The sequence below is a fragment of the Chryseobacterium sp. BGA-UO-ETr-SB22 genome, assembly GCF_059567885.1.
Map to the genome: position 1 here is coordinate 223,280 of NZ_JCAQOV010000003.1, position 20,625 is coordinate 243,904.

Sequence of the window (20,625 nt, forward strand, 5' to 3'; positions counted from 1 at the left end):
TAATGAATTCACAAAACGGTTTTTTACTTTCGTTTATAAAATACGGAGAAAATGATGCTGTACTGCATTGTTTTACAGAAGAAGAGGGTTTTCAAAGCTATTTTCTAAAAGGAATTTATTCTAAAAAGAACAAGAAGAAAGCCCTGCTGCAACCACTGAACCAGTTAAATTTCTCCATAAATCCGCTCCGTGGCAATGGTATACCTACTGTTTCAAAGTTTGAACTGGTAAAAAACAATGACATCTATACAGATATAAGAGTCAACACCGTTATTTTCTTTGTTTCAGATTTCCTGAGTCATATCCTTAAATATGAGGATAAAAATATTCCTATCTATACCAGTATTGATCATTTTATCAATGAACTGACAAACAGAAATTATCAGGCACATCTGCTCTTTTTACTGGCTGTTTTAAAAATTCAGGGGGTTGCTCCGTTATTGAGTGATGGTAAGTTTTTAGATCCGGAAACCGGAACTTTTTCCTTAGGAATCTGCCATCAGCAATTCAATGAAGAAATTTCTGCATTATGGAAAGAAGCACTCTGTGCCGAAAATCTGTATGCTATAAAAATCCGTTCCTCATTAAGAAAAGATTTCCTGGACAGTCTTCTGGTCTACTATCATTATCATATCACAGACTTTAAAACGCCTGCTTCATTGGAAATTATCCAGCAGATATTTGAATAGATATATTCATAACTGTTAGGATTTTTTTTAAGTCTCTTTGGTTTTTTCGACATCTTCAGGCATTTCAGTTTCAGATTCTGCTATTTCTTTTTTGGAGAATCTTGGCTGCAGGATCTTGGCAATTAACCCAGTCCAGCCTGTCTGATGGGAAGCTCCTACTCCACGTCCATTGTCCCCATGAAAATATTCATAGAACAGAATATAATCTTTAAAATCCGGATCGGTCTGAAATCTTTCATACTGCCCGTGAACAGGTCTTTTCCCATTTTCATCCTTTAAAAAAATCTTTGCAAGCCTTTTGTTTAAAGCATCCGCTATCTGATCAAGGTTTAAATGGTTTCCACTTCCCGTAGGATATTCCACCAAAAAGTCTGGGCTGTAATAGAAGAAAAAACGCTGAAGACTATCGATAATCAAAAAATTGATTGGAAACCACACCGGCCCGCGCCAGTTGCTGTTCCCTCCGAACAGCCCGCTGTCACTTTCTGCAGGAGTATATTTTACACTATAATCCGTTTCATTCAGAGTTAATGTATAAGGATTATTTTCATATTCTTTTGATAATGCTCTTACCCCGTAATCACTTAAAAATTCATCCGGATTCAGCATTCTGTTGAGTAATCTTTTCAAACGGTGTCCGCGAAGCAAAGACAAAAGGTGCTTGGAATCCTGGCCTTTGACTTCCCATCTTGAAACCAGAGAAGCCAGTTCTGGCTTATTATCCAATACCCATTTCATTCTTTTCTTAAAATTGGGCAGATTTTCAATCATTTCGTCATCTATAACCTCAACGGCAAACATCGGGATCAGCCCTACAATGGTTCTTAATCTTAAATACATATGCGTGCCATCATTAGAAGCTATGGCGTCATAGAAAAACTCATCCTGTTCATCCCACAAACTGAATTCTTCATCTCCCATATTATCCAGTGAATTGGCAATTGCCAGGAAATGTTCAAAAAACTTCATCGCCATTTCTTCGTACACATTATTATAAAGTGCCAGTTCAAGGGCAATCCGCATCATATTCAGGGCAAACATCGCCATCCAGCTCGTTCCATCTGACTGTTCCAGCTGTTCTCCGTTTGGTAAAACAGAATTCCGGTCGAAAACACCAATATTATCAAGTCCTAAGAAACCACCCTCAAAAATATTGTTGCCGTTGGTATCTTTTTTATTGACCCACCACGTAAAGTTCATCAATAGTTTCTGAAAAGCACTTTCCAAAAATTCCAGGTCAGGCTTGCCTTTTAAATATTCATCAATTTTAAATACTCTGAAAACCGCCCAGGCATGTACCGGAGGATTCACATCACTAAAATTCCATTCATAGGCGGGAAGCTGCCCGTTAGGATGCATATACCATTCAAACAGGAAAAGTTTCAGCTGATGTTTTGCAAAATCAGGATCTATCAGGGAAAAACTGATGGTGTGAAACGCCAGATCCCAGGTGGCATACCAAGGATATTCCCATTTGTCCGGCATGGAAATAATATGTTCATTATTAAGGTGCTTCCAGTCGTAGTTTCTTATTTTTTCCCGCGACTTTGGAGGAGGCATTTCAGCCGGATCACCTTTCAGCCATTTTTCAACATTATAATGGTAAAACATTTTATTCCACAACATTCCTGCAAAAGCCTGCCTTTGCACCAGTTTTTCATCTTCAGAAGTAATTCCTTTCTGGATTTCAGCATAAAACTCGTCTGCTTCTTTCTGTCTTTGATTAAAAAGGGTGTCAAAATCACCGAATGGCTCTCTCAGATCTTTATCTGATAGTCTGAATTCAAATATTTTGGATTCCCCGGCTTTGAAATCTTCATCAATGAAAAAAGAAGCTTTGGTTCCAAAATTCTTTGGATTCACTGACTGAGAATTTCCGGTCATCACAAAATTATTGATTCCGTCTTTGCTGTACTTTGATTCATTTGGAGACTGATAGAGTCTTTCATTATTGGTTTCATTGTTACAAAACAGGGTTTTCAACGATTGTTTTGCATACACATTTTTAATCTCAATATCCTGATGATTCACTTTAATGCGGTCTGCATCTTCAGCATACAGTTGTGGTTTATAGTCGTCATATCCCCAATTCCACGTATTCCTGAACCAAATCGTCGGCAAAATTACAAGAGAGGCTTCTTTAGCAGATTTGTTGACAATAGTGAGTCTGACCAGAATATCATTTTGGCTTTCTTTTGCATATTCGATAAAGAGGTCAAAGTATTCATTGTTATCAAAAATTCCGGTATCGATCAATTCATATTCCGTTTCATCCTTACCTCTTGAAGCATTTGTTTTTACAAGATCTTCATAGGGAAAAGTATTTTGGGGATACTTATACAGCATTTTCATGTAGGAATGGGTAGGTGTAGAATCCAGGTAGTAAAAATATTCCTTTACATCTTCACCGTGGTTTCCCTGGCCATTAGTCAGTCCAAAAAACCGTTCTTTCACCATTTTATCCTTTTTATTCCAGAATCCGACAGAGAATACCAGTTTCTGAAGGTCATCACAAATTCCACATATCCCTTCCTCTCCCCAACGGTAGGTTTTAGCTTCTGCAGTATCATGGCTGGTATAATTCCAGGCATCTCCGTTTTCACTGTAGTCTTCACGAACAAGCCCCCATTCCCGGTTACTTACATACGGTCCCCATTTTTTCCATGAAATATCTGAAATTCTCTGTTTTTCTGACATAAGCGATAATTATAAGTAATGAATAATAAGCAATGAGTAATACTTGCCTCGGTGAAAGCTATGAGAACAACCTCAAAAACTATAAGCTTTAAACCTTGAACCTCTTAACCTCCCGTAGAAAAACTCTCAAACGTAGTCATTCCACCATCTACGAAGATGCTGGTTCCTGTGATATAATCAGCAAGATCACTGGCAAGAAAAGCGGCTAAATTCCCAATATCCTCCGGCTGTCCGATCCTGTTATAAGGAATAAGGGTAAGAAGAGAATTGAGTGCTTCAGGAGTATTCCATGCATTTTGATTAATAGGAGTCTGAATCGCTCCCGGACAAATAGAATTGACCCTGATTTTGGCTGCACCATATTCCTGAGCAAGGGTTTGCATCAACATTCTGATGGCTCCTTTGCTTGATGCATAATTGGCATGTCCGGCCCATGGGATAATTTCATGTACAGAACTGATATGAATAATCTTACCACAGGCAACAGAACGTGAAGGATCTATTCCACGCCTTAAAAATTCTTTAATAGCTTCTCTGGCACATAGAAACTGTCCCGTCAGATTGACACCAATGACTGCATTCCATTGGTCCATGGTCATTTCGGTAAATTTCGCATCCTTTTGAATCCCTGCATTATTCACCAGAATATCTACAGTTTGAAATTCGGAAACAACATCCTGAAACATTTTGATTACCTGATCTTCTTTAGAGACATCACATGCGTAGGTCATCCCATTTCCTCCGGCATCCGTAATTTCTTTCAAAACAGCTTTGGCTTCTTCTGCAGATCTTTCTGAAGAATGATTGACAATGACTGTAGCTCCTGCTGCTGCCAATGATTTTGCAATTCCTGAACCTATTCCGCTGGATGCTCCTGTAACCACAGCTACCTGATTTCGAAGTGATATTTCCATGTTTTGTAATTTGATGTTACTCAAAGTTATGGAAAGATATCAGCAGATAAAAAATTATGATTTTAAAATTTTATTAAAGTTTTTTGTACATCAGATATTGAGGGCCACTTCTTCCAATTCTGGTTTTGCCGTCAAAAATATATCCTGACTGAAGATAAATATGGTAAGCGGAATCATTTTGCTGGTTGACGGCCAGTACGATTTCTTTACAATCCCCGAAATGGTCCTTTACAAAATTCCCAACCTCCAACATAGCAATTTTTCCTATTCCTCTCCCCTGCATTTGAGGATTTACGGACAAAGAACGCAGTAACACTGAAGTTTCATCATCGGTAAGTTCAAATTTATCTTTCCCAAAATCAAGTACAAAAAAACCAACAACCTGATCATTTTCAAATATTGTCACTGGAAATGCGTCATCATCATCTCGTTCACTGATACTTTGCAAAGCCTGTTGAGCTGTCGCAGTAAAGCGCATCTGATTTTCATCCAAAGCATAACTGACTCCGGAAAGATCTTCTGGTTTAAAAAATTCTAAATGTATCATACTTTTAGTGATGGTAAATATCTTCATACATTACTCCTGCACGGATTTCCACCGGAAGTTTATTCTCCTCAGGAACAACAGGACAGTTGTAATCGTAGGCGTTATAGGCACAGAAAGGATGATATGATTGGTTAAAATCAAGCACAATAGTATTTCCCTTAGGAATCTTCAGATCCATATACTTCCCTCCTCCATAGGTTTCTTTTTCATTGGTAGCATCACGAAACGGAAGGAAAAGATAGTCTTTGTATTTATCCTGTTTAATCAAGGCCAGGCTTTGGTATAGAGTTACTGTATAGGGTTTATCATCCAGCATAAATGTGGCTTTTCCATACTCCTGATACGTTTTTGTTTTCCCTGAAGAAGTGGGAAGTTCAAAGGGTTGTGTATCTTTTGATTTAACAAATTTCGCGGTTACTCTATATTTAGTATCGAAAGGAAAGAAAGGGTGCCCTTTAAAGTTTTTAAAGTTATCTCCCCTTAATGGAGTCTCTTTTGGATTAAAATATTCTGCATTAAGTTCTTTCTGAAATTTCTGTACCTCTTTCTCTTCCTTTGAAACTGTTTTCTGAGAAAAAGCCCATAATGGAAGGAGTAAAAAAAGTACTATATATTTTTTCATGAGTATAAAATTATAAGTAAAACTATGAATTTTAGAAACAACAAAAGTTAAAATTCTAATAAAAAAATATAATCTGTTTTAAATACAATAAGTACCGGCTGATCTAGCATACTTTTTGAAAAGCAAAGGTCATGGACAGAAAAAATTTCATCAGGACCAGTGCATTGGCGATATCAGGTTTCTATTTTCTTCAATCCGAATTATTCCGGGCTGCAGAAAGAAAAAACAGCCAGATAACAGAAAATACTGATGTCCCTATTGTGATCATTGGCAGCGGATATGGAGGAGCTGTATCAGCATTACGTCTTTGTGAAGCCGGGAAAAAAGTAGTCTTGCTTGAAATGGGTCTTAATTGGGAAAAAGCAGGAATTCCGTTTTCCAATCTTTTGAAACCTGGGAAAAGTTCTGCATGGCTGAAAAAGAAAAGCATTGCACCTTTCATGAATATTTTTTCTTTGACTCCTTTTACCGGAATATTAGACCGTCTGGATTTTGAACATATCAATATCTGGGTAGGAAGAGGCGTTGGTGGAGGTTCTCTTGTGAACGGAGGTATGGCCGTAACTCCAAAAGAAAGCTATTTCAAAGAAGTTTTTCCGAATCTTGATACTGAAAAGTTTTATAATCATTACTTTCCTCTGGTACGGGAAGAACTCAAGGTAAATGTGATTGACGAACAGTTTCTGAAAGACTGCCCCTATTATAAATTCACACGGGTAGGTGAAGAAGAGGCCCATAAAGCTGGTTTTAAAACCATGCGAGTTCCGAATGTGTATGATTTTAAGTATATGGAAAAAGAGTTCCGGAATGAGGTCCCCCGTTCTGCTCTTAATACCGAGGTGATCTATGGCAACAATTATGGGAAAAACAGTTTGGATAAAACCTATCTCAGAAAAGCACTGGAAACGGGAAATTTAGAAATTCTTGATCTTCATCGTGTCCAAACAATAAAACTTAATGATGATAAAAGCTATACATTAAATGTCCAGCAGATTGATACATCAGGAATTCTGGTTGCTGATAAAGTTTTCACCTGTAAAAAACTGATTCTTTCTGCAGGAACAATGGGAACTTTACAACTCCTTTTACAATCTCATGCCGAAAACAATTTCCCTGTTCATGAAAAGATCGGAAAAAAATGGGGAAACAATGGGAATTTTATGACCGGAAGAAACTGGGTAAAACCTTTGTCTGGTGGTACAGGAGCCAAACAATCTACTATTCCGGTAGGTGGGATTGACAACTGGGATGATCCTGAACACCCGTTTTTTACAGAGATTGCCCCTTTACCAATGGGAATGGATGTCGCCACCGCTTTATATCTGCTGATCAACAGAGTTGATAAAAAGGGAGAAGTTCTATACAATAAAGCCAGCCAATCCCTTACTTTAAACTGGGACGAAAACAATACCGCCAAAATGAAAGAAAATGCCCAATATTTTATCCGGAAAATGAATAAAGCCAATGGTGGTACGAGAAGCCACCTGCTTTTCAATAATGGTTTCGGGGCTGATATCTGTTATCATCCGCTTGGAGGATGTGTTTTGGGTGAAGCTACCAATGAATATGGAAAACTAAAAGATCATGAAAACCTGTATGTTCTGGATGGATCATTGATTCCCGGAAGCATTGGGGTCAATCCGTTTGTTACTATTACTGCGATTGCAGAATACTGTATTGAAAACCTCATCCAACAAAATGAATTTGCTTAAAATCAATGCATTGATTGTAGTTCAGTAAGATAGTTGCGGATATTATCTTCTAGTTTCACCGGATAGATAAAATGAAATTTTTCTGCCAGATAAGTTCCCAGTTCATGTACCAGATCGGCACAAGCAAACAGAGCTTTCCAGTTTTCTTCAATATCATTTCCGGAGAAAGTAGCCTCCACTTTATTCCATAAATCGGAGGATAAATATTGTTTGAAAAGTCTTCCGTGTTTATTGGTCGTAATAGTATTCCAGTCATGATTTTCGGCAATATACCATTCTATCAAAGGAACGAGATAATCTGTACGCAGGACATTTTCAGACATAAATTTGGCATAAAAAATATCACCGCGTTTAAGGCATTTTGCCACATAGGTTGTATCCCACCAAAAATCATTAAAAAGCTGTTGAAATTCTTTTTCCGTAGGCTGATGGATCATGATCGATTGATACGTTGGCGGTTTCATATTTTTTGTAAGATGATCCTTGTCTATTAAAACCCGATATCCTACATCCCAATCTTCGGGAAGGGTTTCTTCATTGATTTCTTCAATAAATTCCGATACCTGATAGAGCTTAAAGTCAACTTTCACATGGTCTTTATACAGAACCATTTTCATGGCATGTTTTCCCTCAAAAACACTGTCATTTTCTTCAATCATGGAAATAGGATCACCAAAAAGCCTGATCCATTCATTTCCGGATTCATAAAATGATCTGTTTTCAAAAACGAGTTCTACATCCAGATCGCTTAAATCATCTACGGGAGCATAAGGGTTTACCAATGAACTGGTCAGAAGCACAGCACGGATATCAGGATTGTTTTCGGCCCAATGAATAATCTGTTTCAGTTTTTCCTCCCTTACTTTCATCTTTAATTAGGATTCTAAGATTTTTACCCGATATACATCCGAAGAATTTCTTTTGATTGATTCTACAAAAAAACCGCCTTCTTCAGGAATGACTTCTTTTAAATCAAAACTTTTACAGCCTTTTGGAAGCCCGGAAAATATCAGGGTAAACCAAAAATCCTTCATAAAAGGAACCGGAGTCCAATAGGGCGAAATTGAAATATTTTCCGCATGAATCAATTTGCTTCTATGCTCAGACTGGTTGTCAAAAAGATAGGTTGAATGCCAGATCCTTATCAGGTTTCCTAAAAACGGAGATGCCGGAAAACAACAGTGTATGATTACCTGTTTCTCCTCTTCCGTTTTCGCCTTAAGAGATTCCAGGATTTCCTTTGCAATAACAGGTTTTACAATTACTTCTTCCACCTTTTAATAAGTAATAAATAATGAGCAATGAGTAATAGATGCTGCTACTCATTGCTCATTATTGGTATTAATATTCTAATTCTAATTTTTCTTTTGTATAATTTCTCACTTCATTGGTCAGTTCAGCATTTCCAGCCAGTTTTTGTCCATAGGAAGGAATCATTTCAAGCAGTTTTCCTTTCCATTCACCATGAAGTTTTTCCGGGAAGCATTTTTCCAGCACATTCAGCATAGCATATACTGCTGTAGATGCTCCTGGTGAAGCTCCCAACAAAGAAGCAATTGTTCCGTTCTTATTCACTACCACTTCAGTTCCAAATTCCAGTTTACCTCCTTCTTTTTCATCTTTTTTGATGACCTGAACCCTTTGGCCGGCTACTTTCAATTCCCAGTCGTCCTCTTTGGCATCTTTGATGAATTCTCTTAAATGCTGCATTCTCTGAGATTTCGTCATTGCAACCTGCTGAATAAGATATTTCGTCAAAGGAATATTATGCCACCATGCTCCAAAAAGTGATTTCAGGTTCTTGGTGTTTACACTTTCAGGAAGATCAAGATAACTTCCTTCTCTCAGGAATTTGGTGGAGAACCCTGCAAAAGGGCCAAAAAGAAGAGCCTTCTTACCATCAATAATTCTAAGGTCAAGGTGTGGAACAGACATTGGAGGAGCATCTACCGTGGCCTGTGTATACACTTTAGCCTGGTGTTTTTCTACCAATTCCTGGTTATGACTTACCAGCCACTGTCCGGAAACCGGGAAACCTCCGTATCCTTCACTTTCTTTAATATCCGAACTATCTAATAACGGAAGTGCATATCCTCCTGCACCAATAAATACAAAGTCTGCAACCACTTCCTGTTTATGGCTGTTGATTCTGTCTTTCACCTTCATTTCCCATTTCCCGTTTTCTCTAGGATCAATATCTTTCACTTCGTGGTATAGGAAAACCTCCACATTGGAATCTTCCAGAAGGTGTCTTCCCATTTTTCTTGTCAGTGTTCCGAAGTTCACATCTGTCCCCATATCCATCTTCGTGGCTGCCATTACTTCAGACTGATTTCTTTTGCTCATCACCAAAGGAATCCATTCTCTCAGTTTATCATGATCTGTAGAAAATTCCATTCCTGAGAAAAGTACAGATTCTGCCATTTTATCATGACGTTTTCTAAGGTATTCAGCATCTTTTTCTCCGAATACCAGACTCATATGGGGGCAGGAATTGATAAATTCTTTAGGCTCATGAATATAACCTTTGGTAAGCAGATAAGCCCAGAACTGTTTTGAAATTTCAAACTGTTCTGCAATACTTTCTGCCTTAGTAATATCAATAGACCCGTCCGGTTTTTCCGGGGTATAATTTAGCTCACAAAAAGCGGAGTGCCCTGTTCCGGCATTGTTCCATGCTGCTGTACTTTCTTTAGCAAATCTTCCGAGTCTTTCGAAGATTGCGATTTCGAGATTTGGATCAAATTCATGAAGCAGCGTTGCTAAAGTGGCGCTCATGATTCCGCCGCCTATCAGTACAACGTCATATGTAGGTTTCGGTGTTCTGCTTGTAAGCGATTGTGACATAATTTTAAATTTTACTTCAAATTTCGGGAAAAGTTTTAAAAACAGGAACGCGTTTAACGATTTTAACATGTTATTTTTTGTCGTAAAAACACTTCTTTAGCACACAACAAAAATTCATGGAAAATTTCAATAGACCATCATTGAAATGATTGATAATATAAAACGTTTATTTAAAAAAATATTAAAATTTCATCTTTTTTAATTCACTGAATGGTAAATAATTAAGAGCTTTTTTAATGGTTAAATTTTATAAAAACTTAAGTTTACTTAAGTTCATCAAATAAAATACTGCAATCATAACCTTTTACGCCAATGTCTTTTATCAACAATAAGTGATAAATCATTATATATAATTTATAAAACATCACTTATTATTGATAAATATATAATTTTATAGATATAATTCTATACATAACATATTTAATTGGCGATTTTTTTACGTACCTTTCAATTGATTTAATACATATTCCAATAAGTATTTAATTAATTATTTCGTAAACATAGTAAAAGATGAAAATTATTAACTTCGTTAGTACATTTTTCGCAACAGTGGCATTTGCCCAAAGCGGAAGTGTAGGAATCAACACGTCCACACCGGACCCCAGTGCTATTCTGCACATTGAGAACTTCAGTGGAACACCGGCCACAGCTACTGCAACCATTTCAGGAGGGGCAGTTACCGGTATTACAATCAGCAATGGAGGCAGCGGTTACACGTCTGCACCCACAATTAATTTCTTTGGAGGAGGATCCATTGTAAACGGAGGCTCAAAAGCCCGTGCTACAGCGGTTATTTCCAGCGGCCAGCTCACCGGCATAACACTCAACAACGGAGGCAGCGGTTATACAACAGCACCTACGGTAACTGTTTCAGGAGGTAATAAAGGGGTATTATTTCCCAATCTGAACATTGCAACTCTGAACAGTACAACGACTCCAGTTGCCTCCCCAGCCAACGGACTTATTGGGTTTAATGGCGGTAGCAACAGCAACAACAAAGCTCTGCATTTTTTCAATAGTACAGGCAGCACATGGCAAAGCACAATTGATGCAGAAAATACACCAAAAGTTGCTTATCTCGATTTTACAGGGTCGTTATCTGCATTGGATAATGCTGTAGCAGGTGCCAGTAATCTGCTTATGGTAAATAACCCTGCTATTTCCGGAGTATCAAATATCAGCGGATTTAAAGTTGTTCAGAATACCGTTTCAGGAGGATATTCTCTGATTCTTCCACAGGGAAGTTATCTGGTAGAAGTCAACCTTAATCTAAACTCACCTCAGGAAAGCCCTGCCGGCCAGGGAGGAACTGCTCCGCTTTCCAGAAGTTCCTATTATCTGATGGGATATTTTATAGATTTTATCAACGATACGTACAATAATTCGACGAACTCCTTTACGGGAGGAGGTGCTACCAGAAAGGAAGTTCCTATTGTATCCAAAGTGAGTACCAACCACCTGGCTACCTGGTCCTATTATTACACTGTTCCTGCTAATGCGAATGCTAATATTATTGGAGGGCTAAGATTAAATCTGGGAAGAATGCAGAACAGTACATTCTATGATCTTGTAAATGTAATCCCCACCGGTTCTTACATTAAAATATCTCAGCTATAAAAAACAATCAACATATGAAAAAAAGTTATATCCTGCTATTATTGATTATAGCGCAGACCATATATGCACAGGTTGCGATTGGAAAATCTTCAGTTAACAGTTCTGCTGTTTTGGAAGTATCACAATCAACCAATAAGGGAGTTCTTCTTCCAAGAGTAGATATTGTAGATATACTGAGCAATACATCTCCGGTAAATAATCCGGCAGAAGGACTGGTTGTATACAATAAAGGAAATTCAATCAGTCCGGGTGTTTACATCTGGAAAAACAATAGATGGACGCAGCTGTCTGACACTTATAATCTGGTAAGCTATATGATGCTTCAGCGTACTACGGATTATCCTGTATTAGGAGGATCAGCCAATGGTACTTACAAAAATTTCAATGATGTGGCCTTTACAGTTGTATCTAATGACATCGGAGCATTATACAATACTTCTTCAGGAGTTATCACTCTTCCAGGAAACAGTGGTTATCTGGTGAATATATGCCTGAATATAAGAACAGCTCTTGAAAGCACAACAGCCGGAATCGGAGGAACTCCCCTTCATCTGCATCAGTATCTGGTAAAACTTGTAGATCCCGTGAGCGGAAACCAGTATGGTAAAACAATCAGCATCAACGCACAATCTATTGCCAGCAATAAAACCCATACGCTGAATATGAGTTTTTCCTTTGTCACCACTTCGGCAAGTCCTATTCTTTTAGTTCCTGCCATTGCTCATGATGCGGGAGGAACATATCAGTCAGGATCCGGAGGAACTGCTCCTAATAACGGAGAGATCGTCATTACCAATGCTAAAGTTGATATTCAAAGATCAGCACTTAATCAATAATCAATTGCACAATGAAAACATCTATTTATATTGTCGGTATGATACTGTTCAACATTTGCACGAATGCACAAGTTGGTATTAATACAAACACTCCTAATGCAAGCAGTGTCATAGACATCAATTCGTCCAACAAAGGGGTTCTGTTTCCTCAATATGACCTTATTGTTCTCAACAGTACTTCAACTCCTGTTGCTAACCCAGCAGACGGGCTTATTATTTACAACAGCGGAGGAGCTTCCAGTTTCCCAAAAGGCTATTATGTATGGGTCAGAAATCAATGGCAGCGTATTATTGTTTCCGGTTCTGAACCTCAGGCAATGTCTCTGCTTATTACTTCAGGGGTACTGATTCCTACCGGAAGCACGAATAATACTCTAAATAATTTTGCAGTAACATCCAACAAAATTACCGGAGCATCGCTTGCAGCAGATAAGTCTACGATTACCTTACCTGCAGGAACTTATATCGTCCGTTATTCTGTAGACTCCAGTAATGCCAATAACAATAATGGAACTGCTAATACACAGTATCTTTCCCAGAATTTTACGTGTACACGTTCTTATCTGATTAATGCTGCTACCAGCGCAGTTATTACAGAAAACAACAAAATGTGTCAGCTGTCAAGTTCTTTCACATTTTATCAGGGAAGTTATTTCTTAACACTGGCTTCTCCCACAACTATTCGCCAGAAGTTTGAATTTGATACAGGAAATGGTTTTACCGCCAGCAATCTTAATATCAGATCATCATTATCTCTTGTAATCACCAAGATGAGCCAATAAAAAAAACTTAAGCATTGAAATGCTTAAGTTTCGGTTACTATATTTTACAAACAAGGTTTTAGCAATAAAGCCTTGTTTTTTTAATTCAATTTTGCGGTTAGTTTTTTAAACTGTTTTTCAGCATTTTTACCTTCATAAAGTATGGCGTATACCGTATCTATAATTGGCAGTTTAAGATTTTTCTGTTTTGCTGTTTTATAAATAGAATCGGCTGCATAGTATCCTTCCGCCACCATATTCATAGATTGAATGGCAGATCTCACTGTATATCCTTTTCCGATAAGATTTCCAAGGTTTCTGTTTCTTGAGAAAAGTGAATAAGCAGTCACCAGAAGGTCACCCAGATAAGCACTTTCATTCACATCTCTTGGTGCTTCATAGATTGCTTCCAGGAAAGCTTCCATTTCACGGATTGCATTGGATACAAAAACTGCAGTAAAGTTATCTCCATACCCTAGTCCACTTGCTATTCCCGCTCCTATCGCAAAAATATTTTTAAGAATAGCACTGTATTCATTTCCTAAAATATCCTTACTCGTCTGTACTTTAATGAAGTCTGAGCTAAAGATTCCTTCAAGTTTTTCAGCTGTTTCATCTTCTACTGCCGCAATGGTAAGGTAAGAAAGTCTTTCCATCGCTACCTCTTCTGCATGACAAGGTCCTGCAATAACCGCCTGATTCCTGAACCCTATTTTAAATTCATCACGCAGATAATGAGCTACCACATCATTTACTTTAGGAATAATCCCTTTAATTGCAGAGATAAAGATCTTCTCTGAATAATCACAGGTCATCTTATCCAGTGTATCAGACAGGTAGATAGACGGAGTTGCCAGAACCACCACATCACAGGCAGAAACCAATTCATTGATATCTGTTGTTAATTTTAAGCTTTTCAGATTAAAGTGAGCGGCTGTAAGATAAGTTGGGTTGTGCCCACGAAGCTCAATGGCTCCTTTTACAAATTCACTTCTTACGCACCAGTGTACAACTTTGCAGTTTTCAACAAGCATTTTTACGATCGCGGTCGCAAAACTTCCGCTCCCTACAACTCCTACAGAAATATCCTTTTTATTCTTTTTTGGATTCGAAGATTCTGAAATAATTTTCTTTTTAGCCATAATTGGAATGTGAACTGCAAAGATATTAAAACAAAGACGTAACGAAGGCTTTGAAACTATGATAAACACCATTTTCTGAAAAAATTAACACTTCAACACAATTAAATAGCTAATTAACCGTTAAATACAAAAAAAACTGAATTTTAATTAAAAATAACCCTCAAAGCTTATTTTTAATTAAATTTGCAGCTTCAAAACCGTTTTAAATTTACTAAGAGAAGAAATATGAAAAAATTTCTAAACAGCAAGAAGAACGTAAACATTCTCCTGGGAGGACTTTTGCTAGTAGTTTTTGCACAAGGTGTCTTCATTGCGAAGCTCTTTTCTGAAAGAGACGACAAAACCTACGAAGTCAACCTTGTAAAAATAAACACTGAAAAAGACAGTGTAGATTATCTAAAAATGAAAACTGATCTTACTCTCGTAGATCAGACAGTGGGGCAACTTAACTCCTTCCTGAAGTCCAAAGACATTACCAATGAAAAACTGATGATGCTCAACCAGGACAGTATCTCAAATTCTATTTATCTTTCCAAACAGGCGAACCGATACAGCCAGTATCTGATGAATCTTCAGAAAAAGCTGATGCAGGTTCCGTTAGGTATGCCTACAGACGGATATATTTCCTCTAATTTTGGAGTGAGAAAAAACCCGATTCCATTCAAAACTGTTTTCGCTTCGGTAAAAACAAGTGCTGCAACGGAAGCAAAACCGGCAGTGGCTGCAGCTCCAAAACCTGAAGTAAAAGCTGAACCTGTTGAAAAAATTATTGAACTTACAGACAGCTATGGAAATAAAAGGGAAGTGAAAGTAATGGTTACTCCAAAAGCGGCTCCAGTGGCTGCTGCATCAGCTCCATCTACAACAAAAGCTGTAGCAGGGACTACAACTACGACTAAAACTGCTGCTGAAAAAAACAATCCACCTGCTGAAGCTGATCAGATGCAATTCCACAAAGGACTGGACATTGCTGTTGCCTATGGTTCTGATGTAAGAGCTGCGGCTGCCGGAACAATTATTTTTTCCGGACAGAAAGGAGGCTATGGAAACTGCGTGATCGTTTCTCACGGAAATGGACTGGCTACGCTATACGGGCATTTATCACAACTTGTATCTAAGGTAAATGATAAAGTAAAAGTAGGTCAGGTGATTGCTAAATCCGGAAATTCAGGACGTTCTACAGGTCCTCATCTTCATTATGAAGTACACAAAAACAATACTCCGATTAATCCGAAATTGTTTATGAATCTATAAAAGAAAAGGCTGTTCACATAGAACGGCCTTTTTATTTTAATCCTGGAGATCTGTTTTTACGGGAATTCAATATTCAACAGTTTTTTTGTCTTTCTGTCAAATGCTATATTGATAAAAGGGAAAACCTTATCTCTTTGACTTACTTCTCTTATTAAGATCATCTGTCCCAGATTGGGATTGTCGAGAAATTCAAATCCCTGAAACTGTATTTTTTTAATCGGACCTAATTGAGAATCCATTCTTGAAATTGTCTCTTTGACTACTTCTTTTTTAGGCTTAAATTTGGGTTCAAACATTTCTAGAATTCCGTTGTCATCTTTATTAATCAAAAATGAATTGATCTTATCAATTTCCGGATATATATTTTTTACTTCCTGCAGTTCTTTTTGAGTGAATGATTTTGTAAAACTGGCCCCGTCAGCTAAAAGTAATTTTGTTTTAATAACATCATAGGCTCCAGGTTTTTGATTCTGAAAAGCTATAAATGCAATATTGGAGGCATTTGATATCGCTCTTTGAGGTTGATTATTGATCAGTTTACTGTCTTTAATCTGTACTTCAAAAAAATCACTGGAATTTCCATTCAGTGTTTCTACACCTTTCATTGTTTCAACATACCCTCCGTAAAACTTAAGAACTTCATCAACAGATTTTTTATCTTCAGATGTAGTTGCCAGTTTACCACAGCTGAATAAAAATAAAGTCAACAACAGATAAGGCAGAATTTTAATTGATTTCATTAGTTATTATTTGATTTTAAAAATAAATTACAGATCCTCTTCTCCTTTTTAAAAGAATGATTTTCTGCAAATCAAATATAACAAAAAGTACATGCAAAAATTTACATGTACTTTTGATTCTTATCATTATTTCAAAATCTTAAGAGTTCCTTTCGGATGGGTGAACATACCGTCCGGACCTGCAATATTTGAGTAAATAATATTTTTATTATAATCCTGAATATGGGTCACATTGAAACCAAGATGTGGTTCATGCCAATACACCATAAAAACATTTTTCGCGACTTCGACAGCGGTATATTCTACAGTATCTGTACTGTTTTTTGAACTTCCTGCTGTTCCGGTGAAGGTCATTGTTTTATTATCTTTAAAATCAAGAAGGAATTTTACGGTTCCAAAATCAACTTCAACTTTATGGCCAATAGCGGGATATGGAGATTTCAGATCCCAATCCATTTCTTTAAGATAAACTTTCGCTCCCATTCCAAGCTCTTCTTTTCCTGGAAGATTGGGGTATTTTTTAACCATAAAATCTACAATAGCATCCGAAGTTTTATTTTCTGTAACTGCCTGTTTATAGTTTTCCAGATAGTTTTTCACAAAATCCAGAGATTGTGGAGAGGTAGAAAGTTCTGCAAAATGGGACGGAATTACCTGCTCCGGTTTCAAAGCTTTCATTGCATCAATCTGCTCAATCCATTGGTCAATTGCTTTTGCATTCTGCGTGTCTGCCATCCAAAGATGTGAACCTACAGAAACTGAAATCCCGCCTGCAATGGTTTTAATGGAAGGAATCCAGAGAAAACTATGTGCAGAATCTTCAGGGTTCTGTCTGATTTCAATTTTGTTTCCTTCAAGGTCTGGAATTGATGCAGCAGCTTCAGGAACAATAATTTCTGATGGAGCATCTGCTTTCAACTGTGGTTTCCATACTGCGAGTTTATCATCTTTGGAAGCCGATATCAGATAAGCTGTCTGCGCCGTTGAAATAATCTTTGCATTAGGAAATGCTTTTCTGATCACATCCAGTCCAAAATAAAAATCAGGATCACTGTGAGAAATAAAAACTGTTTTCAGGTTTTTTCCTGTTGCTTTTATTTCTTTCACAAGCTGCTCTGCATATTGTTTCTGAAATTGAGCATCAACAAGTATAGCATCTTTATCTCCATAAATAATGGTGGAAGTAATTGGGAAAATAGCTTTGGTTCCCGGATTATACACTTTCACTTTGAGGTTTCCGGCAAATATGCTGATAAATCCCAACAGCGTCAATAATGACAATAATTTTCTTTGTATCATTTCTGTCTTTTTTATAATTAGTACGCTGCGGTAAAACGTTCTCTGATATGGTTGTTCTGTTCCATTTCATCTACCAAAACTACGGCTACATCTTCTACAGACAAACGGCTTCTTCCATTTTCATCAAATACCGGAGTTTCTAATGATGTTCTGTATTTTCCTGTTCTTTCTCCTACATTCGCCTGGTTCATTTCCACTGCAGGGCTGAAGAACGTCCAATCCAGAGTATTGTTTTCTTTGATTTTGTTCAGGTAATCTCTTGCTGCTGTCGCACCTGGTTTGTAAGCATCCGGAAAATCTGGAGTATCTACGATTTGTATATTATCCGGAGTATAAAGGCTTCCTGCTCCTCCTACTACAATAAGTCTTTTGACACCAGACTGCTCTACCGCTTTTTGAATATTCTCAGAACCATTCAAAAAATCGTTGTAAAGATTAGGGTTTGTCCATCCTGCATTGAAGGTACTGATGACAGCATCGCTTCCTTTTAATGCTTCAGCCAATTCATCTACATTGTTTACATCAACGCTTTTTGCCGTTACATTTTCCTGTGATTTCACCTTAGATGAATCTCTTACCAATGCTTCTACAGCATACCCTCTGTTTGCTAATTCTGCTACTACGTGTGCTCCTACAAATCCTGTTGCACCAATTACTGCTACTTTTTTCATAATGTCTTATTTTTAATTAAATTGTAATAAATTTTGTTACATTTAAAGTTAAAAAATTTTTATTCGAACTGATCAGCGAATGCCTGTAATGACTTGTCTCCTAAAAACTTTACTACCAAATGGTCTGTTTCTTCAAATAATGTATTTAAATGAACGTTAATTTCCTTTCCAACACTGCATGCCGGATTTGGATTCTGATTTTTCTTACCTAATACTTCAGTATTTTTTACGGCTTTATAGATCTCAGAAATGGTGATCAATTCCGCATTTTTGCCAAGCTGGCTTCCTCCTTCTTTTCCCTGTCGGCTGACAATCAGACCTGCTTCTCGTAATACGCTGATTTCTTTTCGGATAATCACCGGATTTACATTGATACTACCGGCTATCCACTCGGAAGTAAGCCACTCCTGAGGGCTTTTCGCCAATAAGGTCATAATATGTATTGCCGTAGCAAATCTTGTATTGTTCATTGTAATTACTCTGCAAATATACACATTTTTTAAATGTAACAAGATTTATTACAGTTAATTTTTCTTAAAGAATTAATTTATCCAGATCAAGCAGCAAATAATTGATGTTTTGATTGATGGTACGGGTTGCCGACTGCATCTGATTAAGCATGGCAGCACGGTTATTGAGATCATCTGCTCTGTAAAACCCACCATCATTGAAGATTACAGACTTATCTGCGGCTTCTTTCACATCATCAAACTGATAATGGAGCCATCTCTGTTTCATATTTCCTATGATAGAATATTCTTCTTTATTGGAAAATTTTTTCTCGGTGTACATATACCAGATGAAAGGTGGAAAGTTGGGAGACTCCAGTTTTTCTTTCCAGATATCCCTCAAAAGATTTCTCTGATGGATAAATTCTACTTTTTTTCCTTTGGGATTAAGGGTTGCCAAACCAAACCCTGCTCCCAAAATACCTCCTCCAATACCTATTGCATTGTCCCAGCCGTCACTTTTCACAATTCCTCCGGCAATGGATGAAGCCGCTCCGGCTATGATAGAGTATAAAATCAGTTTATTATTTCTTGAGGCATTCAGGTTATCCACATAGCTTCCGATCTGAGCTACTCTTTCTCCTTCACAATCAAATTCTGCGGCCACAGCATCAAGTTCTGTTAAAGCAATGGTAATTCTGCTGTTAATTTTGGTTTTAAGCTGCAATATTTTTACTTGTGAAGTGAGGGAAGAATCTTTTTTAAGCTCGATGATTTTGTGAACATCATTAAGATTACCCAATGCATTTAAAATTAAAATACTCTGATCATTAAACATTCCGTTAAGATCTTTATTGGCTGCTAAAATAGAATCCGAATTATAAGACGGAAGTTTATTATTGTAATTATATTTAAAGGGAGCTTTACAGTAGCTGTCTTTAAGGGTAAGAATATTCTGCTGGATCGCCTGATTTTTCTTGGAAACACAGGACACCAGTAAGCTTGCCACAGCGAGAAGGTAGAAGAGTTTTTTCATTCAGTCATATTTTTGTGTTACCGGACGTATTATAAAACAATCTTTCCTGTCACCTTTGTTTTACAATTTACTACTACGAATATAGTACAAATAAAAAAATTTACCTGAAATCAGGTAAATTTTTAATCTATTTTTAAGAAGGATTATTTAATATCCAGCAATTCAACTTCAAAAACAAGCGTACTGTTTGGCCCAATTTCTTTGCTGATCTCCTGATCTCCATACGCTAAATGCGGTGGAATGATCAGTCTCCATTTGCTTCCAACAGGCATCAACTGAAGTGCTTCCGTCCAACCTGAAATTACTCTGTTTAAAGGGAAAGATGCAGGTGTACCTCTTTTTACAGAGCTGTCAAATACTTTACCGGAAATAGTGGTTCCGTGGTAGTGGCATTTTACAGTAGACTTAGGTCCTGGTTTCTGCCCCTCTCCTTCTGTAATGATTTCATACTGTAAGCCGCTTGGTAACTGCACAACGCTTTCTCTCTTACCATACTCTTCCATATATTCTTTACCATCTTTCAGGTTCTTTTCTGCCAATTCTTTTTTACGTTTAAATAACATATCTGCTACTCCCATATTATAATTTTTTTACAAAGATAAGATTTGTTGATGGAAGTAAGAAGCAAGAATTATTAAGCATTAAAATTCAACAACTTAAACAGGTTATCAATTAAAATAAGACAACCATATTTACATACTTTTCGGGATAACAAGTCTCTTTATCAACAAAATTCAAATAATTGTAATACTTACTTAACACAGATTTCGAAACTTGGCGTTATAATTGAAT

20 protein-coding genes are annotated in these 20,625 nt (G+C 37.2%); 6 read left to right on the forward strand and 14 right to left on the reverse strand.

Annotation, left to right across the window (positions count from 1 at the left end; genetic code table 11):
* Window positions 1-2: 2 nt before the first annotated feature.
* On the forward strand, window positions 3-689 hold the full coding sequence (recO, locus tag AC57AW_RS02800) for a DNA repair protein RecO (RefSeq protein ID WP_496350752.1): 687 nt from the start codon (window positions 3-5) through the stop codon (window positions 687-689).
* 27 nt (window positions 690-716) lie between these two features.
* On the opposite strand, the gene AC57AW_RS02805 is transcribed toward recO, so the two are convergent.
* The 4 genes from AC57AW_RS02805 to AC57AW_RS02820 form a co-directional block, all read right to left on the reverse strand.
* Window positions 717-3,386 (reverse strand): MGH1-like glycoside hydrolase domain-containing protein, encoded by a 2,670-nt coding sequence (locus AC57AW_RS02805; protein WP_496350753.1) that lies wholly within the window; start codon window positions 3,384-3,386, stop codon window positions 717-719.
* Between the two features lie 104 nt (window positions 3,387-3,490).
* Window positions 3,491-4,300: a glucose 1-dehydrogenase gene (locus tag AC57AW_RS02810; RefSeq protein ID WP_496350754.1), complete on the reverse strand. Its 810-nt coding sequence runs from the start codon at window positions 4,298-4,300 to the stop codon at window positions 3,491-3,493.
* Between the two features lie 73 nt (window positions 4,301-4,373).
* Complete coding sequence (locus AC57AW_RS02815; RefSeq protein WP_496350755.1) at window positions 4,374-4,847, reverse strand: GNAT family N-acetyltransferase; 474 nt, start codon at window positions 4,845-4,847, stop codon at window positions 4,374-4,376.
* A gap of 4 nt (window positions 4,848-4,851) precedes the next feature.
* Window positions 4,852-5,469: a DUF1684 domain-containing protein gene (locus AC57AW_RS02820; RefSeq protein ID WP_496350756.1), complete on the reverse strand. Its 618-nt coding sequence runs from the start codon at window positions 5,467-5,469 to the stop codon at window positions 4,852-4,854.
* Window positions 5,470-5,600: 131 nt separating this feature from the next.
* Between AC57AW_RS02820 and AC57AW_RS02825 the strand changes: the two genes are divergently transcribed.
* Window positions 5,601-7,181 carry a GMC family oxidoreductase N-terminal domain-containing protein gene (locus tag AC57AW_RS02825; RefSeq protein ID WP_496350757.1) on the forward strand — a complete coding sequence of 527 codons (1,581 nt, stop codon included), beginning with the start codon at window positions 5,601-5,603 and terminating at the stop codon, window positions 7,179-7,181.
* Between the two features lie 2 nt (window positions 7,182-7,183).
* Here AC57AW_RS02825 and AC57AW_RS02830 read toward each other — a convergent pair whose 3' ends face one another.
* From AC57AW_RS02830 to mqo, 3 genes are all read right to left on the reverse strand, one after another.
* Entirely contained in the window at window positions 7,184-8,050 is an 867-nt protein-coding gene (locus AC57AW_RS02830; protein ID WP_496350758.1) for an AadS family aminoglycoside 6-adenylyltransferase, read from the reverse strand.
* Between the two features lie 6 nt (window positions 8,051-8,056).
* Entirely contained in the window at window positions 8,057-8,455 is a 399-nt protein-coding gene (locus AC57AW_RS02835) for a hypothetical protein (RefSeq protein WP_318848670.1), read from the reverse strand.
* Window positions 8,456-8,522: 67 nt separating this feature from the next.
* Window positions 8,523-10,028, reverse strand: coding sequence for a malate dehydrogenase (quinone) (mqo, locus tag AC57AW_RS02840; protein WP_318848669.1), 1,506 nt, complete (start codon window positions 10,026-10,028; stop codon window positions 8,523-8,525).
* Between the two features lie 510 nt (window positions 10,029-10,538).
* Between mqo and AC57AW_RS02845 the strand changes: the two genes are divergently transcribed.
* From AC57AW_RS02845 to AC57AW_RS02855, 3 genes are read left to right on the forward strand one after another with little or no spacing between them, the layout of a single operon-like run.
* The gene (locus AC57AW_RS02845; protein WP_496350759.1) at window positions 10,539-11,645 is read left to right on the forward strand and encodes a hypothetical protein; all 1,107 of its coding nucleotides are present in this window, start codon (window positions 10,539-10,541) and stop codon (window positions 11,643-11,645) included.
* A 14-nt stretch (window positions 11,646-11,659) separates the two neighbouring features.
* The gene (locus AC57AW_RS02850; protein ID WP_496350760.1) at window positions 11,660-12,481 is read left to right on the forward strand and encodes a phage tail-like protein; all 822 of its coding nucleotides are present in this window, start codon (window positions 11,660-11,662) and stop codon (window positions 12,479-12,481) included.
* An 11-nt stretch (window positions 12,482-12,492) separates the two neighbouring features.
* Complete coding sequence (locus AC57AW_RS02855) at window positions 12,493-13,263, forward strand: phage tail-like protein (RefSeq protein WP_496350761.1); 771 nt, start codon at window positions 12,493-12,495, stop codon at window positions 13,261-13,263.
* 80 nt (window positions 13,264-13,343) lie between these two features.
* Here AC57AW_RS02855 and AC57AW_RS02860 read toward each other — a convergent pair whose 3' ends face one another.
* Complete coding sequence (locus tag AC57AW_RS02860; protein WP_318848665.1) at window positions 13,344-14,384, reverse strand: NAD(P)H-dependent glycerol-3-phosphate dehydrogenase; 1,041 nt, start codon at window positions 14,382-14,384, stop codon at window positions 13,344-13,346.
* Window positions 14,385-14,609: 225 nt separating this feature from the next.
* On the opposite strand from AC57AW_RS02860, the gene AC57AW_RS02865 reads away from it, so the two are divergent.
* Window positions 14,610-15,638 carry a M23 family metallopeptidase gene (locus tag AC57AW_RS02865; RefSeq protein ID WP_496350762.1) on the forward strand — a complete coding sequence of 343 codons (1,029 nt, stop codon included), beginning with the start codon at window positions 14,610-14,612 and terminating at the stop codon, window positions 15,636-15,638.
* 56 nt (window positions 15,639-15,694) lie between these two features.
* On the opposite strand, the gene AC57AW_RS02870 is transcribed toward AC57AW_RS02865, so the two are convergent.
* The 6 genes from AC57AW_RS02870 to bamJ form a co-directional block, all read right to left on the reverse strand.
* On the reverse strand, window positions 15,695-16,378 hold the full coding sequence (locus AC57AW_RS02870; protein WP_496350763.1) for a hypothetical protein: 684 nt from the start codon (window positions 16,376-16,378) through the stop codon (window positions 15,695-15,697).
* 126 nt (window positions 16,379-16,504) lie between these two features.
* Window positions 16,505-17,677: a MoaF-related domain-containing protein gene (locus tag AC57AW_RS02875; protein WP_496350764.1), complete on the reverse strand. Its 1,173-nt coding sequence runs from the start codon at window positions 17,675-17,677 to the stop codon at window positions 16,505-16,507.
* A 17-nt stretch (window positions 17,678-17,694) separates the two neighbouring features.
* Window positions 17,695-18,348: an NAD(P)-dependent oxidoreductase gene (locus AC57AW_RS02880; RefSeq protein ID WP_496350765.1), complete on the reverse strand. Its 654-nt coding sequence runs from the start codon at window positions 18,346-18,348 to the stop codon at window positions 17,695-17,697.
* A 59-nt stretch (window positions 18,349-18,407) separates the two neighbouring features.
* The gene (locus AC57AW_RS02885) at window positions 18,408-18,818 is read right to left on the reverse strand and encodes an Rrf2 family transcriptional regulator (RefSeq protein ID WP_496350766.1); all 411 of its coding nucleotides are present in this window, start codon (window positions 18,816-18,818) and stop codon (window positions 18,408-18,410) included.
* Between the two features lie 64 nt (window positions 18,819-18,882).
* Window positions 18,883-19,833, reverse strand: coding sequence for a hypothetical protein (locus AC57AW_RS02890; RefSeq protein ID WP_496350767.1), 951 nt, complete (start codon window positions 19,831-19,833; stop codon window positions 18,883-18,885).
* A gap of 143 nt (window positions 19,834-19,976) precedes the next feature.
* Window positions 19,977-20,411, reverse strand: coding sequence for a BamJ family beta-barrel-assembly machinery protein (bamJ, locus tag AC57AW_RS02895; protein ID WP_318848658.1), 435 nt, complete (start codon window positions 20,409-20,411; stop codon window positions 19,977-19,979).
* Window positions 20,412-20,625: the final 214 nt, after the last annotated feature.